The sequence below is a fragment of the Kitasatospora sp. MY 5-36 genome, assembly GCF_001182915.1.
Taxonomy (GTDB): domain Bacteria; phylum Actinomycetota; class Actinomycetes; order Streptomycetales; family Streptomycetaceae; genus Kitasatospora.
Genome location: NZ_LFVW01000052.1, coordinates 21,158 through 36,113, shown reverse-complemented (window position 1 = coordinate 36,113; position 14,956 = coordinate 21,158). Strand labels below are relative to the sequence as shown.

Below are 14,956 nucleotides of genomic sequence, written 5' to 3'. Positions count from 1 at the left end.
CCCCGCGCGGCTTCGGCTTCGCCTCGCCGCTGGGCCTCAACAGCGTTGCGCAGGAAGTCGGCCCAGTCGACTTCTCGTGGAGAAGAGACAGCCGACGCGAACGAGCCAATGCCGCCGGTCAGACCGTGGGCGGCGCCGGGGCGAAGTAGTCGCGGAGCATCTCGCTGGTCCACGTGGGTTGGCGGACTTCTCCCCGCGGGCCGAACTCCTCGAACCAGGGCTTCACTTCGAGGACCGGGGTGCCGTCGATGGCGTCCAGGTCCTCGACGTGCAGGTCCAGGCCGTCGACCTTCACGAGCCGACAGCGGGAGGACCCGAGCCAGTTGATGCGCCGCATGTTCCGGTGGCCGAACACACCGACCTCGGGCCAGTCCGGGTTGTCCCGGGGGCGGCGCGCACCGAAGTTCAGATCGGTCGGGTCGGTCCTGTGGAACCGGAAGATCACGTCGAGGTGGGAGAACTCCTCCAGCCCCTTCGTCGCGTCGAGCGGAAACCTGTGGCCGTCGAGCCGGATGATGGCGCGCGTCCCTCCCCAGTAGTCGTCGGTCGGTTCCGTTCGACCTCCTACAACGTGCCCGAGCGCTTCCACGCTGAAGACGTCACTCATGTGTTTCCTCTCCTTGGAACGGACCGCGCTTGGGCGGCGGGTCAGATGGTGGCTGCCAAGTACTCGGCAGCGCGCCTGTCGACGGCGTCGATCGGTTTGCATGGCGTCGAGTGACTGGGATGAGATAGTGCGACCCTGGAGCGCTGCCCGGCCTTCACGAGGCTGAGGTGACCGAGAATGAGGAAGTTTTCCAGGGCGCGAGGCTGCGCTCGAAGCTCCTTGCCGCCCCTGAGGCGTGCAGTCCGGCAAGGATGATTCGCCAAGAGGCAGAGGGCGGAGGCATGTGATCCGGGCGAAGTGGTTGCGTCGGAACTCGTTGGCCCGAACCGGGGCCTGGTCAGAGGATGTTCCATTCGAGCCGGTCGTGTCCGGACCGCAGCCCTTGGATGCGGTGTCGTACCTCCGCGATCGTCGGGCTTCCGGCTGAGGCCCGCTTGGCGTTCGTGGTGATCATCCGCAGTTCACGGAGCGAGCACAGGGCGGGGTAGCCCTGCCACGACGTCACGTCGAATCCGTAGGCATCGGCGAACTCCTGATAGTGGGCGCGGCCGTAGCCGAAGCGGCGACAGTGGATCTCGACGGTGACGAGGTCGAGTTCCGGCTGCCCGAAGCAGGCGGTGTCCCAATCGCACAGGACTGCGGAATCCTCGTGGTGGAGCGCGTTCCGGTGCTGAGGGTCCCCCTGTGACAACCCCGGCGGCAGGACGTAGCGGACCTGGCGAAGCGCGTCCTCCAGCTCGGTCAGCCGCCGTTCGAGGTAGGCGACATCGTTCGCCGGCAATGCGGTGGTCTTCGCGATCGACCGCCTGATGGCACCGGCTGTGTCGACGGGACGGACATCGAAGGGAGGTAGTGGAAGCTCATGAAGCATGCGGAGGGGAACAGCAAGATGCGCCGCCGGGACGGGACGGTCGGGCTGGGGCAGGTGGTGCCAGAACGTCACGGCATGCCCGTCGACCACAACCGGTTGCTTCATCGGCAGCAGTTCGACGGTGGGGAAGTTCTTGCTGGTGAGCCACTGAACGAGCCGGACGGTACGGCGGACGCTCTCCAAGGGTGTGCCCGCCCTCGCGATCTTGGCGACCGCTCCGGCGGCCGGCAGCGTGTAGACGGCGTTGGTATGGCCGCGCAGCATCACGGCTCCGGTCGGGTCGAGCCCGACCTGGTCGCACGCGGCGTTGAGGATTGTGACGACCTCGGCTTCGGCGAACCCGCCGACCCGGACAACCGGAACACTCATACCTGTCAGGCTGACGGGCAGGGGAAGCATCTGTCACGTCCCGCCGGACGGAAGCGCCAGGAGTTCGCCGAGTTCCCGGGCTGCGCGAGGCCTCGCCTCCTTCGGCGTTATCTTGATGACATCCGCCGCGCGGGTGCCGAGGATCTGCGTACGGTGGTCACCGGGCACCGCCAGGTAGGTGTCCCGGGCCAACTGGCAGGCCTCGGACGCGCTCCGCTGCCGAACCAGACACATGGCCTGCTCCAAGCGCAGCAGCGCCGGGTCGATACCGGTGTGGTCGGGGTAGAGGCGCAGAGCCTCCTCCTGGGCACGGCCGGCCTGCACCGTGTCGCCGAGCGCGGTGAAGGCGCCCGACAAATAGAGCTGGAGCCGCCGATAGGGGAACGCCCAGGCATCGTCCTCCAGGGCTGCCTGCCGACTGCGTTCGAACAGCCCGCGGGCTTGTGCGATCGACGCGCGGGCGCCGTCCTCGTCTCCCTGGCGCGCCTTGATCCGGGCTTCCGCGGCGGCGGCGAACGCTCCTGTCGCGGACGGCCGCCCGCGGTTGAGGAGCACAGCCTCGTGGGCAAGGGCTGCTGCCTCGGTCAGAGGCCCGTAGTAGAACGGCAGCATTGCTGCTTGCACTCGCACTCGTGTGCGCAGTTCGCGGTTGCCGCTGTCGTCGGCTGCTGACTTCCCGGTCCCGTACCAGTCCCGGGCCTGCTCCTTTCGTCCCAGCTTCATCAGGGCGTCTGCGGTCAGAGTGGACAGCACGGCGATCATCTCGGACAGACGCACCTGGACGAGCGCCGGCTGCCGCTCTTCGGAGTACTGCCGGACTTCCTCCAGGGTTGTCAGCAGCCGTGCCAGCATCACCATCGGGGGGTCGGACACGTAGTCCCGTCGCAGCGTGAGGAGCTTCCCGTCCAGGGACTCCAGCTCCCCGGTGGTGAGCGTCGTGCTCGCCAGCGTGCGTTCGATGGCGCGCCGGTGTGCGCGGGCCACAGCATCGAACGGGTCGCTCACGTCAGGCGACCCGGGTGCGGCCGCACGTTCGGTCACCGGAACATCGGGTGCGACGGGCGGCGTGAACACGGTCACAGGCGAGCACACATCCGCCCGGTAGCCACCGGAAAGTCCCAGTCCTTGCGCATCGGTCCGGTAGAGGCGACACAGAAGGTCGATGGTCTGAGCCCGCGGCATCCGAGCGCTCCGCTCCCACGCGCCCAGCTGCTCGGCGTCCGGATTCGGACGGTCGAGCGCCAACCCATCGCACAGGGCGATCAGTTCGCTGACGGCACGAGCTCGTGTCCACCCCCGGGCGAAGCGGTGAGCACGGAGGCGCGTAACGCCACAGCACTCAACGATCGCAGCCACCGCCATGTCGATCGTCCAGCCGTTCACCAAGGCACGGGCCCTGGTACTCGCTGCGCAGGGCGGCTTGTGACCCACGCCCCACCTCCACTATCGCCGAGCGACAGCCTAGTCGCCCGGGGTCACTGACTGACCGTCAAAACCAGTAACTCATTGCCGGTTTGCATCACCGCTGGCGTCAAAGCAGTGAGTCCGGCTCGTAACGGCAACTTCTTCCGCTTGCCCCTCGACTCTGACGCGGCGAGTCTCTGTGGACACGCGATGGCCACCACTCGCCACCCCCGCCAATGACCCGGGAACACTTGCCCATGTCCAGCCAGGAGGAACAGCCATGCACCGTGTCCTGGAGGTCAAAGCCAAGGTCACAACCGCGTCCCTCGGCGCGATCCGCAACCTGTTGTCCGAGGAGGTCGCGAGAGCCGGCATCGTCCTCGACGAGTCCCGGGCGTACGCGCTCCGCGTGTGTTCGTCGGAGTTCGTCGACAACGCGATCAAGCACGCCGCCGGTCAAGGCCCTGACCGTGAAGCCGTGTTGTTGATCGAAGTGGGCGTCGACCGGGAGCGCGGCCGTTTGCGGACCACAGTGACGGACCCGAGCGTGGTCGAAGCGGCGATGAACAGCAGCGTCGACGACCTCGACGCGACCAGTGGCCGCGGACTGGTGGTCGTCGACGGTTACGCGGACGACATCGGATGGCACCAGCGGATCGACCTTCAGGGGCGGCCCACCGGCTGGTCCGTCTGGTTCGAACTCGACGTGGAACCGGCGACCTTCGGCCAGGCCACCGCCGCTGAGGCGGAAGTGCAGCCGAAGGCCGTCGTGCGGCCCCCCGAGCGTTGCCTGATGGTCGGCCCCGGGCACGCACCCGGGAATACGCCGAGGCCGAACCGGCCGGCACAACGGCCTGGGGAACGCACCGTCGTGCCGACAGCCGCGAGCCGACGTCTCCACGGGCCGGGCCGGGCCGCCACTCCCGTCCACCCTTCCACTCCGTACCCGAGGACTGCTCCATGAGCGTCGGAACGCGAACCAGAAAGCTGCTCAAGACCATCAGCCCCGCCCGCAGACTGGACATCGCGGCCTCCTACGAGGCCCTGACGCAGGCCTGCGTGGCCACCGGCGACGACCCCGCGAAAGCCGAGCTGCTCAGCGACAGCCCGAACCACCTGTGGTCGCTCGGCTCGCGCTCGCGCGCACTCGCCATCGTCCACCCGGACGTGGACGAGGCCTGGGCGCTCATCAAGGGCGCGCAGTTCCTCCGGGAGCACCTGCTCCCCGTCACCTCCGCCTACTACACCGAGGTTCGCGCGGCCGTCGACGGCCGGGCCGTGACCTTCTGGCAGGACCCCGGGAAGCCGAGCGCCGACACGTCCCTCTCCGCGTGGGTGACCGCCCTCACCCACCGCATCGACCCCGGGACGGCTCCGTGGCTGCGGGAACACGACCCGTTCGCCCACCTGCTGGACGGCTTGGACGACGCGCCGCTGGACGAGTCCGCCCGCCGGTTCCTGCGTGAACGCGCCGCCCAACTGCGAGAAGAGTGGGACTACCTCGACTGGCCGACACCGGAAACCGTCGTCCTCGGCGCCCTCGGCATGGTCCCCTGCCATGACGACGGAGTCCACGTCGGACTCCTGCTGCGCCGCCCGCTCCGACGAGGCCATCGAGAGTGGGACCTCGTCGCCGCCCGCTGGCGCTCCGAACTGCTCACCGGCCCGCGTCAGGACCACCGCACCTACGCCGACACCTACCTCTCCTACGAGCGGGAGGATCGGCTCCCGGACCACCCCTACATCGGAGCCTGGTCCGGCTACCAGGTCGTACGCGACATCGTTGTCCTCAGTGCGGCGATGAACACGGTCCGCCGCGCCCATCTCGACGCCAACATCCGCCAGGAGGCCGCCCACCGCATCGCGTGCCTGCGCGGCGCCCACCCGGTCCCGTGGAACTGGGGTCCGCGATGAAAGCCCGAACCAGGAAACGGAGTTCACATGGACGTGACCCGAGGATTCTTCATCACCATCGACGGTCTCAGCGCGAGCGGGAAGACCACGGTCGCCCCGCTGGTCGCGGCCCTCGTTGACGGCGTCCACCTCACGGACGACACCTTGCCGACCTTCCCCCGCATGCGTGCGGAGGTAGACGCCGTCGGCATCCTGGCGGCGCGGTTCCACTGGTGGATGATGGCCAATCACATCAAGTCCGAGACCGCGCGCGGTTGTCGGGGCGGGCCGGACCGTGGTGGTCGATTCCTACTTCCCGCGCACCATCGCCACGCACAGGGCGATGGGTCACGACTGCGCGCCGGAGTACCCGGAGGGAGTCCTCCTCCCGCACGTGCCGATTCTGCTGGAGGTGGGCGAACGCGTCCGCCAGGAGCGGCTTCGGCGGCGGGCCGAGCTGGGAACGCTGAGTTCCTGGCACCGGCGGGAGGAGCCGAACGTGGCCGAAAGCTCCCGCGTGTACCGGGCGTTCGGACTGCTGCGGGTCGACGGCACCGACCGCACGCCTGCCGAGGTGGCTCGCAGCATCGCCGATACCGTGCGCTCGTATGCCCGCACCGCATCGAGGAAGGCAATTCCCCATGACCGCAACTGAGTTCGAAGCGAAGATCCTCGACGTCGATCCGGAGGAGATCCGCGTGCTCCTGGCCGGGGCCGGGGCCGAGCACGTGGTCGACCGCTTCCAGCGCCGCTACGTCTACGACATCCCCGGCCGGCCGGGAGCGTGGGTCCGGCTGCGTGACACGGGCACCGACGTCACCCTGTGCGTCAAGGAGATCCACTCCGACGCGATCGACGGCGTGGCCGAAACGGAGACGACCGTCGGTGACTTCGACGCCGCGAACACGCTCCTCGGCAAGCTCGGCTACCAGCCGAAGGCGTACCAGGAGAACCGTCGGTCCTCCTGGACGCTCGGTGGCGCGGCCATCGAGATCGACCACTGGCCGCTGATTCCCCCCTACCTGGAGATCGAGGGCGACAGCGCCGAACACGTCCACGCGACCGCCCTCGCGCTCAAGCTCCCCCTGGAGGAGCTGACGAGCGAGAACACCACCAAGGTCTACCGCCGGTACGGGATCGACATCGAAGCGATTCCCCGGCTCACGTTCGAGTGACAGGAGACAAGCCTTGTCAGCTACCCATCGTCCGGCGATCAGGGTCGTCCGGGACAGGACGATCCGCATCAAGGTGATCGACGACTGCGGGCTGGCCTGCACGTTCTGCCACAACGAGGGAACGCCGGTCACCGCCGACAATCGAGGCCGCGCCGAACTGCCCTTCGTCGCGGGCCCGGGCAGGACCGGGCGTGTGTCGATCTACAGCGAGACGAACGGGGTCGGCTTCCTTGCCGCGAGGATGGCCCCGGACGCGTCCTTCCGGCGGGCGGTGCGAACCGTGGCGAGGGCGTTCGACGCCCACGAGGTTCACCTCACGGGTGGGGAGCCCACCCTTCACACGGAGGTGCCCGCGCTGGTCGCGGCACTCACCGGCATGGGGTTGAGCGTCGGGATGACCAGCAACGGGGAACGCGGCCGGCAGGTGATGGCGGAGTGCTCCGCGGCCGGACTCGGCCGAGTCAACGTGTCGGTCTTCGGTACGACCGCCGCAGAACTCCGGGTCGTTCAGTCCGAGCGCTTCAGGACGCCGGGTCTGGCCGAGGCGAAGATCCGGGCGGCGGAGCAGACCATCCGTGCCGCCGTCTCCAACGGCGTGAAGGTCTCCGTGAACATCGTCGTCCCCGGAATGGCCCACGTCGGCCGGGTCGTCAACCTGGTCGAGTCGTACGGCCAGTTCGCGGACGTGCGGATGCTCACCAGCATCCAGGACGGGCCGGAGTCGGTCGCGGCGATCTCCGAAGTGCTGGCCCGGGTCGGCGCGGAACCGGTGCTCCGGACGTTCACCGCCGGGACCTCCGACGAGCGCACCCTCTACCGGGCGCTCGGCAGCCGAGCGGTGTACGTCAAGCGGCTGCTGCCCGTGCGGCTCCCCGACACCTGCGCGTCGTGCCGGTTCAACAACGACACGGACTGCGAGGAGGGCTACTACGGCATCCGCCTGTACCTCACCGATCAGGGGGAGTACATGGTGGGCGTCTGCATTCAGCGGATGGACCTCTGCGTGCCCGTGGCCGAGCTGCCGAAGAGCGGGATCGTGGAGGAGGTACTGGCCTTCAAGGACGCCGAAGTCCGGAGGCTGACGCGCGAGTACGGTGCCGCCGCCTGAGCGGCGGGCCCTGCGGTCCCGCTGACCCGCCATCCCCAGGGGCCCCGCCGCGCTCCCCGCGCGCAGCGGGGCCGCTGCGCTTCCCCACCCCCTGTGCGGCTTCGGCTTCGCCTCGCCGCCTGGGCCTCCACGGTGTTACGCAGGAAGTCGGCACAGCCGACTTCCTGCGCAGAAGAAACGCCTCTGCCCCCGGCCGACGGCGGGGACAAAGGCATGTGACGGTAGAAGCGACAACGGGATGGGAATCGGACCTGGCCGCCGCCCGCCGGCGCTCCGAACTGCTCGTCTGCCCGTGCGAGGAGCCCAGGGCCCACGCCGACACCTACCTCTCGTACGAGCGGGATCAGTCCCTGGACCACCCCCACATCGGCGCCTGGTCGGGCTACCAGGTCGTGCGCGACGTCGTCCTACTCACCGTGGTGATGGAAACGGTCCGTCGCGCGCACCTCACGGACGACGTTCTGCCGACGTTCTCCCGGATGCGCACGGAGGTGGATGCCACCGGCATTCTGCCGGCCCAGTTCCATCGGTGGATGATGGCGAACCACGTCAAGTCGGAGACGGTCCGGAGGCTCACCGAGACCAGCCTCTGACGGCCGCCGCCGGAGGGACCGACGCCGGCATAGCAGTGGAAGGCGGTGTACTGAGCACTCAGCGCGCCGAGAGCGTCTCCACGACGCGCGCCGGCGGGCAGCCCAGGCCCCAGCACGAGGGGAGGTGTTCGAGGGCCATTGGGTCCAGTGGTTCGTGCCTCACCGTGAGCTGCGCGGGACGTCCTCCGTCAGACGTTTCCGGCCGATGTAGCCGATACGTACGCCCTCCTCCTCGGTGACCACCCGCAGATGGATGCGGCCAGGCTTCGGCCGGAAACGGGTGTGGAGGCTGAACAGCCGCTTGACCCCGTCGCTGTCGGTGAAGTTGCACAGCCCGAGATTGATTCGGGTGTCGCTCTCGGGGACCACCTTGATCGGCCAGGCTGGCTCCGAGTCTCCGGGCTTCCACGCCTCGGCCGCCGCGTTGAGTGAGAGCAGAGCCGCCCGGACCGAGGGTACGGAGACAGCCGGGAGGTTTCTCAGGTCATCCTCCACGCGGGGGGTGAACTGGAGTGAGGCGAAAAGGCTCTCGCGGTCCTCCCAGAGCTGCGCGCCCGAGGTGACGGCGTTCGCCGTGCTCTCGCGGATCCACTCGGCGTGCTCGCCACGTGCTCGGGTGTCGAAGCGTGCCGGACCTCCGCACTGTCCTCCTGGACTTCCTCTTCGTCGACCAGGACGTAGTCGACACTCAGCCATGGGGCGTCCCAGAGCCGAGTGGTGGGAAGACTGACTGCCAGGGCTTCCATCATGTGGGCGGCGGCTAGCCCGAGGACCGGATCGCCGTCGTGGCGGTACTCGATCTCCTGCTCCTCGGGGGGAGCCGGCAACACCGTGGAGTAGGGAGCTTTCCGGTTGAGCCGCCGCATGAACTGCCAGTGGTCGCGATTCCGGCTCTCGTTGCGCCACTGGGCGAGGTAGTAGCCCGGGGCGAGTTCCACGTCCTCCATCCGGACCTCGCTGACGAGGCTCGCCCCTCTGTCCACCCGCCAGACCGCCCGGCAGACCCCTACGAAATCGCGCATCGCCTGCCCGGCGTCGTCCTGCGAGCAGTCAGAAGCGCAGGATTTCTCGTTGAAGAACATGAGCACCACGAAGTGCCCCCCTTTGGTCTTCCTGAACTGACGGACGGGCGTTCAGCCCAACAGCTGGTCGAGTGTGTTCTCCGACTCGTCGAAGAAGCCTTCCGGCCATTCGGAGAGTGATCCGTCGTCGGCGACGGCCGGGGTGATGATCTCCACGCCGGCTCCGTCCCCCCGGAAGAAGTGCACCGCGGTGTCCGCTGCTGTCAGCCGCCCCTGCTTGACGGCCAGCCGGGTTCCGTCGAGTACGTGGTCGCTGTGCGTCTCGACGACGAGCTGGGCGCCGGCGGATGCGGCGGCGGCGATAAGGGAGGCCATCCGGGACTGGCCGCGCGGGTGGAGATGAGCCTCGGGGTTTTCCAGCAGGATGATGCTGCCGGGCCCGGAGGTGAGACACGCCACGACGATGGGGAGGGCGTATGTGAGACCGAAGCCGACGTTCGTCGGGCGCCGCCGTCGGGTTGACTCCAGTCCGGCGGTACCGCCGAACCCGAAGCTGAGGCGTACTGAGTCGATCCCGGGAATCTCCGAGGCTTCGAGGTTGACCCCGGGGCACAGTCCCTGCATCCAAGCGACAACCTGGTCGAGCAGTGTGTGCCCGCCTGCCTGCGGATGCCGGAGCGCGTGGCCATCCGGTACGACGTCCTGTGCGTGGTGCCGCAGGTAGTTGACGGCGTGCTCGCCGCGCGCCCCGAGGAAGCCGCGGCCGATCGCCTGGTGATGAGACCGCGGATAGGTGGTGGCCGGCGTGATTCGGTCAGCCTTGAGGTACTGGAAACGCCGCGAGAAAAGGGGGACGTCGCCCCAATCCGTCGGGCGAGAGGAACTTTCCAGGGGCAGCACGTCTTGTTCCGGCGCGTACCGGGCGGACCAGGAGTACGACTCCTTGCCGACGGTGTCGAATTCGACGGAGATCAGTGGGTCCATGCCGGGCCGCTCGGTGGTGAAGTCCTCATGCAGAAGGTCCTGGCCCGTGCCCAGCTCCACGAGGTCACCGTCGAGGAGGAAGCCTCCACGGCTGTCGGCGTCCCCGTCGGTTGACATGAGGATGCCGGAGTCGTAGGACTGGCGCAGCAGCGCCAAGGATTGCAGGACTGTGCTTTTGCCCGAGGAGTTGAGGCCAGTGAGGAGCGTGACCGGAGCCAGCCGGATGTTGGCGGACCGGAACGCCTTGAAGTTGGTCAGTGACAACTGCTGGATCATTGGTCGCTGCCCCCATTGTTCTGCAGGACGGTGCTGAAGAGTTCGCGGACCTTGGCGAAGCGGTCGACGACCTTGGCCCGGTCGCCGGTACCCACGGACACGGCCCGCTCGAAGTTCCGGTCGGTCATGAGTTGCTGAAAGCCCTCGGTCACCTGCTCGCGGAAGGCTACCAGTGTGGATCGTTCGCGGTCCGAGAGGGCGGCCAGGTTCACGGAGACCGTTTCGAAGATGGCCTTGTTGACCGGTGAGCGCCGTGTCTGGCCGGGGAACTGCTTACGGAAGGCGTGGCCTTCGAAGATTTCCTCAGCCGTGGCCATGACCTGCCGGAAGTCGTGGGCGTGAGCCTCCCGCTCGTCGTCGGAGAGCCGGTTGACCTGACGCATGGTGAGGGCGAGGAACTGGTCGAAGTCCTGGCTGCGGAACCGGCTGGGGTCGGCGAGTCGGAAGGCGAGGTATCGCAGCACCATCTCGCGGTCTGCCATCCGTTCGCTGTAGACGCCGTAGCCAGTTGCCGAGGCGAACTCCGGCGATTCGGCGAGCGAGGACAGGAGCCGCCGAGCCGGGCCAGGGATGAGTGCGTGCCGGATCTCTTGGCGGGTCAGCGGGAGGCCGCCCGTGTTGATACGCGCGAAGATGTTGAACTTGACCGCTTCGGGCGTTCCCGGACGGATGAGGTGAACGACGACCTGGCTTTCGTTGAGTCGGATCTGCATGCGTCCCGACAGATCGTCGTACCCCTTGCCCTCAAAATCGTCCTTGAGGTACTCCAGGCCGCGCAGCTTCAGCGGCCCGGATTTGACGCCTGCCTCCGCCAGAGCTTCGGGGGCGATGAACCGCGCGATGGCGGTAAGGCGCTGGATTCCATCGACGATCGCCCACGAACTGTCCTGGGCCCACGAGCTGTCGGTGAGCTCGGAGGCATAGAAGGAGGGGATGGGGATGCGCAGGAGCAGAGACTCGATCAGCCGGCTCTGCTGCTCGTCCGACCAGATGCCTGCCTTGCGCTGGAAATCCGGGGCAAGGTCGATCATTCCGTTTATCAGCCGGGAAATCAGCAGGTTGATCGTCGGGTTGAGGGTCTGAATCTCGATTTTGGACGGATCGTACGGCGCCGTGATTCGGTCGCCCGTGCTGTCCGGCTCCTCGTCGGGCCGTTCCAGTTCCACATCAGTGCTCCGCCCACCCGCCCCGATCTCTACCAGGAAGTCACCGCTCTCCCCGGCGGACGAGCCTTCCAGATAGCGGCCGTACAGGGAGAGCTGCTCCTTCGACTGGGGTGCGCGGGTGCTGCCGCTGTCCTCTGGTGACATGTCTTCGCGTCCCTTCCCTTTTGAGAGTGGCTCTATCGACCGGCATCGATTCTGCCTCACACCTGTGCGGTCGGATCGATCGCTCAAGGGTGCCGCATGGGAGGATCCTTTCGGCCGCCTCTGCGCTCTGGCCCGGAGCAACGGCTGAGCAGGCTGGTGACGGACACACCGACGGTCGTCCGCTGGCTCGATCGGAATGACTGCTCAGCGGGTGGCGAGGGATTCCAGGAGGCGGTCGAGGGAGGTGCCGAGGCCCCAGCGGGTGGAGAGTTCTTCCAGGGTCATGGGGTAGAGGGGTTCGCGGGGGAGGGCCGGGTCGAAGTCCGGGAGGGGGGCGTCGGGGGCGACGCGGACGACGGTGGGGGCGACGTCGAGGTAGGCGGCGCCTTCGACGATGTTGCGGCGGCGGGCCGGGGTGAGCTTGGAGCCGAGGTCGAGGGCGGCGGCGCGGATGGCCGGGAGGTCGCCGTACTCGTTGATCAGTTGGGCGGCGGTCTTCTCGCCGATGCCCTTGACGCCGGGCAGGCCGTCGGACGGGTCCCCGCGCAGGGCGGCCATGTCGGCGTACTGGGCGCCGCGTACGCCGTACTTCTCCTGGAGCAGCGCGTCGTCGGTGACCTGGAGGTTGCCCATGCCCTTGACCGGGTAGAGCACGGTGATCCCGCGGGCGTCGTCGACCAGTTGGAAGAGGTCGCGGTCGCCGGTGACGATCTGCACCGGGCCGGTGGCGCGGGCGGTGAGGGTGCCGATCACGTCGTCCGCCTCGTAGCCGGGGGAGCCGACCCGGGCGATGCCGAGGGCGTCCAGCACCTGTTCGATCACCGGGACCTGCGGGGCCAGCGTGTCGGGCACCTCCTCCTCGCCGTCCTCGGCGGCCTCGGCGACCCGGTGGGTCTTGTAGGAGGGGACGAGGTCGACCCGCCACTGCGGGCGCCAGTCGGCATCCATGCAGGCGACCAGCTGGTCGGGCCGGTGGTCGTGGACCAGCCGGGCGATGAAGTCCAGCAGGCCGCGGACGGCGTTGACCGGCTCACCCTGCGGCGAGCGCAGGGTGTCCGGTACGCCGTAGTAGGCCCGGAAGTACAGGCTGGCGGAGTCGAGCAGCATCAGTCGCGGTGCGGTCACGTCTCAGATCATGCCGTACGGGGGTGACGGACCGCCGGTTCTCAGTGCTCGTGCGGTCCGGCGCGGTGGACCGGGCCGTGGGAGTCGGCGCAGTGCTCGGCGGCGGTGGAGGCAGCGGAGGCGGCGGAGGCGGTGGAGTCGGGCGGGGTGGCGATCTGCAGCAGCGCGCCGGCCTCGTCCTCGCCGACGTGGTCGACCTGGAGGGTGGAGTGGGTGATGCCGTACTCGTCCGAGAGCCGGCGCTGCAGGGAGCGCCGCACCGCGTGGCAGTCGCCGCCGGGGGTGACGAGGATGTGTGCGGACAGGGCGGGCTGGCCGGAGGTGATCTCCCAGATGTGCAGGTCGTGGATCTCCTCGACCAGCGGTTCGGTGACCATCCGGTCGGCGACCGCGTCCGGGTCGATCCCGGCCGGGGCGGCCTCCAGGAAGATCCGTCCGGAGTCCCGGACCAGCGCGATGCCGGCCTTGAGCATCAGTGCGACGACGATCAGCGAGGCGATGGCGTCGGCCCGGGCGAAGCCGGTGGTCAGCACGATCGCGCCGGCGACGGCGGTGGCGATGAAGGCGTACAGGTCGGTCAGGACGTGCTGGAAGGCGCCTTCGACGTTCAGCGAGCTGCGGTTGGCCTTGGACATGCACCAGGTGGCCGCGAGGTTGACGACGATCCCGATCAGCGCGGTGATCAGCACCAGCGAGCCGGTGACCTGCGGCGGCTCGAGCAGCCGGGTGACCGCCTCGTAGCCCAGCCAGGCCGACAGCACCAGCAGGGTGACCCCGTTGGCCTGCGCGGAGAGGATCTCGGCGCGCTTGAGGCCGTAGGTGTAGCCGCCCCGGGCCGGGCGGGCGGCGAGCCGCATGGCGATCAGCGCGAGCACGATCGAGGCGGCGTCGGTGAGCATGTGCGCCGCGTCCGAGATCAGGGCCAGGGACTGGGCGGCGAAGCCGACCACGACCTCGCCGGCCATGAAGACGACGATCAGGGCGAGGGCGCTGAGCAGCCAGCGGCGGTCCGCGTCGGCGGCGACGCCGTGCGAGTGGCCGCCGTGTCCCCCGGAGCCGTGCGAGTGCCCCCCGGAGCCGTGGGAGTGCCCGCCCGAACCATGCGCGTGCCCCCCGGAGCCGTGCGAGTGCGAGGGCGAGTGCCTCTGGTCATGCGCATGATCATCGTGCGAGTGCTCGTGCCCGGCCATGGAAGTCCTCTCTGGGCGCACGGGTGGGAAAGGGGGCGCGATACGACCGCCCCGCAACCGAAGTGAACCGCAGAATCGACAAAGATCCAAAGGTTGTACTGGTGACCGTTGTCGTTCCCGTCCGGGCGGCCGGATCCGGCTCACTCCGCACCCGGCCGGTCTCCCGAACTCCCGTTCCCCCGCGCCCAGTTGATCTACCCCAGCGCCATCGCGTCGAGGACCGCCGCGGTGGCCGCCCGGACCAGGGCCCGCATCAGCCGCAAGTCGTCCCCCTGCTCCGGGTGCCACTGCACCCCGAGCGCGAACCCCGGCCCCTCCACCGCCTCCACCGTCCCGTCCGGCGCGTGGGCGCTCACCCGCAGGCCCGCCCCCACCCGGTCGACGGCCTGGTGGTGGAAGGTCGGCACCTCCAGCTCGCTCTCCGGCAGCAGCCCGCCCAGCAGCGTCCCCGGCACCGGCCGCACCAGGTGCGAGCCGTAGCACCCGGGCGAGCCGCCGTGCACGTCCACCGGCACCACGTCCGGCAGGTGCTGCACCAGCGTCCCGCCGCACACCACGTTCAGGACCTGCATCCCCCGGCAGACCGCCAGCAGCGGCATCCCCGCCGCCAGCGCCGACCGCAGCAGCGCGACCTCCCAGGCGTCCCGCTCCGGCGAGTCCACCTCCGTCGCCGGGTGGGCCGGCTCCCCGTAGTACGCCGGGTCGATGTCCGGCCCGCCCGCGATCACCAGGCCGTCCAGCCGGGCCAGCACCTCCGGGGCGCGCTCCGGGACGTCCGGCGGCAGCAGGACCGCGATCCCGCCGGAGTCCCGGACCTGCGCGGTGTACCGCTCGGGCAGCAGGGCCACCCGGCGGCCCCGCCAATCGCTCCAACTCGCGTCCACCAGGTAGGTGCTGACGCCGATCAAAGGCCTGCGATCCATGGCGCGCATTCTCCCCCCGGAGCACCTGATCCACCGTCAGCCACGCGCGTCGGCGCGCCACGGGCACCCGACACCCACCCGCCCTCTTCCGCCCCGCGAGTCGCAG

16 protein-coding genes are annotated in these 14,956 nt (G+C 68.9%); 6 read left to right on the top strand and 10 right to left on the bottom strand.

Annotated features, from left to right (window positions below; all coding sequences use genetic code 11):
* Positions 1-118 precede the first annotated feature (118 nt).
* From AE652_RS04955 to AE652_RS04945, 3 genes are all read right to left on the bottom strand, one after another.
* Positions 119-607: an SAM-dependent methyltransferase gene (locus AE652_RS04955; RefSeq protein ID WP_049649893.1), complete on the bottom strand. Its 489-nt coding sequence runs from the start codon at positions 605-607 to the stop codon at positions 119-121.
* A gap of 337 nt (positions 608-944) precedes the next feature.
* Positions 945-1,847, bottom strand: a complete 903-nt coding sequence (locus tag AE652_RS04950; protein ID WP_049649896.1) for a phosphotransferase — start codon at positions 1,845-1,847, stop codon at positions 945-947.
* Between the two features lie 33 nt (positions 1,848-1,880).
* Positions 1,881-3,230 carry a tol-pal system YbgF family protein gene (locus AE652_RS04945; RefSeq protein ID WP_234348231.1) on the bottom strand — a complete coding sequence of 450 codons (1,350 nt, stop codon included), beginning with the start codon at positions 3,228-3,230 and terminating at the stop codon, positions 1,881-1,883.
* Between the two features lie 301 nt (positions 3,231-3,531).
* On the opposite strand from AE652_RS04945, the gene AE652_RS04940 reads away from it, so the two are divergent.
* The 6 genes from AE652_RS04940 to AE652_RS04915 all read left to right on the top strand — a co-directional run bounded on the left by AE652_RS04940 (position 3,532) and on the right by AE652_RS04915 (position 8,020).
* Positions 3,532-4,215, top strand: a complete 684-nt coding sequence (locus AE652_RS04940; protein WP_049649892.1) for an anti-sigma regulatory factor — start codon at positions 3,532-3,534, stop codon at positions 4,213-4,215.
* Complete coding sequence (locus AE652_RS04935) at positions 4,212-5,165, top strand: hypothetical protein (protein ID WP_049649891.1); 954 nt, start codon at positions 4,212-4,214, stop codon at positions 5,163-5,165. The genes AE652_RS04940 and AE652_RS04935 overlap by 4 nt, the downstream gene beginning before the upstream one ends.
* Before the next feature lie 373 nt (positions 5,166-5,538).
* Positions 5,539-5,799, top strand: coding sequence for a hypothetical protein (locus AE652_RS04930; RefSeq protein WP_159028353.1), 261 nt, complete (start codon positions 5,539-5,541; stop codon positions 5,797-5,799).
* On the top strand, positions 5,786-6,319 hold the full coding sequence (locus AE652_RS04925) for a class IV adenylate cyclase (RefSeq protein ID WP_049649889.1): 534 nt from the start codon (positions 5,786-5,788) through the stop codon (positions 6,317-6,319). The genes AE652_RS04930 and AE652_RS04925 overlap by 14 nt, the downstream gene beginning before the upstream one ends.
* Positions 6,320-6,332: 13 nt before the next feature.
* The gene (locus tag AE652_RS04920; protein ID WP_049649888.1) at positions 6,333-7,427 is read left to right on the top strand and encodes a radical SAM protein; all 1,095 of its coding nucleotides are present in this window, start codon (positions 6,333-6,335) and stop codon (positions 7,425-7,427) included.
* A gap of 215 nt (positions 7,428-7,642) precedes the next feature.
* Complete coding sequence (locus AE652_RS04915) at positions 7,643-8,020, top strand: hypothetical protein (protein WP_049649887.1); 378 nt, start codon at positions 7,643-7,645, stop codon at positions 8,018-8,020.
* Between the two features lie 159 nt (positions 8,021-8,179).
* Here the strand turns inward: AE652_RS04915 and AE652_RS46165 are convergent, their stop codons facing one another.
* From AE652_RS46165 to AE652_RS04880, 7 genes are all read right to left on the bottom strand, one after another.
* Positions 8,180-8,515 carry a hypothetical protein gene (locus AE652_RS46165; protein WP_159028352.1) on the bottom strand — a complete coding sequence of 112 codons (336 nt, stop codon included), beginning with the start codon at positions 8,513-8,515 and terminating at the stop codon, positions 8,180-8,182.
* Complete coding sequence (locus AE652_RS04905) at positions 8,500-9,111, bottom strand: hypothetical protein (RefSeq protein ID WP_159028351.1); 612 nt, start codon at positions 9,109-9,111, stop codon at positions 8,500-8,502. Before AE652_RS04905 ends, AE652_RS46165 begins: the two co-directional genes overlap by 16 nt.
* 42 nt (positions 9,112-9,153) lie before the next feature.
* Entirely contained in the window at positions 9,154-10,302 is a 1,149-nt protein-coding gene (locus AE652_RS04900; protein WP_049649884.1) for a DUF3696 domain-containing protein, read from the bottom strand.
* Complete coding sequence (locus AE652_RS04895) at positions 10,299-11,612, bottom strand: DUF262 domain-containing protein (RefSeq protein WP_049649883.1); 1,314 nt, start codon at positions 11,610-11,612, stop codon at positions 10,299-10,301. Before AE652_RS04895 ends, AE652_RS04900 begins: the two co-directional genes overlap by 4 nt.
* Positions 11,613-11,816: 204 nt before the next feature.
* Complete coding sequence (locus tag AE652_RS04890; RefSeq protein ID WP_049649894.1) at positions 11,817-12,719, bottom strand: 5'-3' exonuclease; 903 nt, start codon at positions 12,717-12,719, stop codon at positions 11,817-11,819.
* A 59-nt stretch (positions 12,720-12,778) separates the two neighbouring features.
* Positions 12,779-13,927 (bottom strand): cation diffusion facilitator family transporter, encoded by a 1,149-nt coding sequence (locus AE652_RS04885; RefSeq protein WP_049649882.1) that lies wholly within the window; start codon positions 13,925-13,927, stop codon positions 12,779-12,781.
* Positions 13,928-14,121: 194 nt separating this feature from the next.
* Positions 14,122-14,850, bottom strand: coding sequence for a gamma-glutamyl-gamma-aminobutyrate hydrolase family protein (locus tag AE652_RS04880; protein ID WP_049649881.1), 729 nt, complete (start codon positions 14,848-14,850; stop codon positions 14,122-14,124).
* Positions 14,851-14,956: the final 106 nt, after the last annotated feature.

Excerpts from the sequence above, each read along its gene's own strand:
- AE652_RS04955 (WP_049649893.1), bottom strand. The coding sequence starts at position 607 with ATGAGTGACGTCTTCAGCGTGGAAGCGCTCGGGCACGTTGTAGGAGGT.
- AE652_RS04950 (WP_049649896.1), bottom strand. The coding sequence starts at position 1,847 with ATGAGTGTTCCGGTTGTCCGGGTCGGCGGGTTCGCCGAAGCCGAGGTC.
- AE652_RS04940 (WP_049649892.1), top strand. The coding sequence starts at position 3,532 with ATGCACCGTGTCCTGGAGGTCAAAGCCAAGGTCACAACCGCGTCCCTC.
- AE652_RS04935 (WP_049649891.1), top strand. The coding sequence starts at position 4,212 with ATGAGCGTCGGAACGCGAACCAGAAAGCTGCTCAAGACCATCAGCCCC.
- AE652_RS04925 (WP_049649889.1), top strand. The coding sequence starts at position 5,786 with ATGACCGCAACTGAGTTCGAAGCGAAGATCCTCGACGTCGATCCGGAG.
- AE652_RS04900 (WP_049649884.1), bottom strand. The coding sequence starts at position 10,302 with ATGATCCAGCAGTTGTCACTGACCAACTTCAAGGCGTTCCGGTCCGCC.
- AE652_RS04895 (WP_049649883.1), bottom strand. The coding sequence starts at position 11,612 with ATGTCACCAGAGGACAGCGGCAGCACCCGCGCACCCCAGTCGAAGGAG.
- AE652_RS04890 (WP_049649894.1), bottom strand. The coding sequence starts at position 12,719 with ATGCTGCTCGACTCCGCCAGCCTGTACTTCCGGGCCTACTACGGCGTA.
- AE652_RS04885 (WP_049649882.1), bottom strand. The coding sequence starts at position 13,927 with ATGGCCGGGCACGAGCACTCGCACGATGATCATGCGCATGACCAGAGG.
- AE652_RS04880 (WP_049649881.1), bottom strand. The coding sequence starts at position 14,850 with ATGGATCGCAGGCCTTTGATCGGCGTCAGCACCTACCTGGTGGACGCG.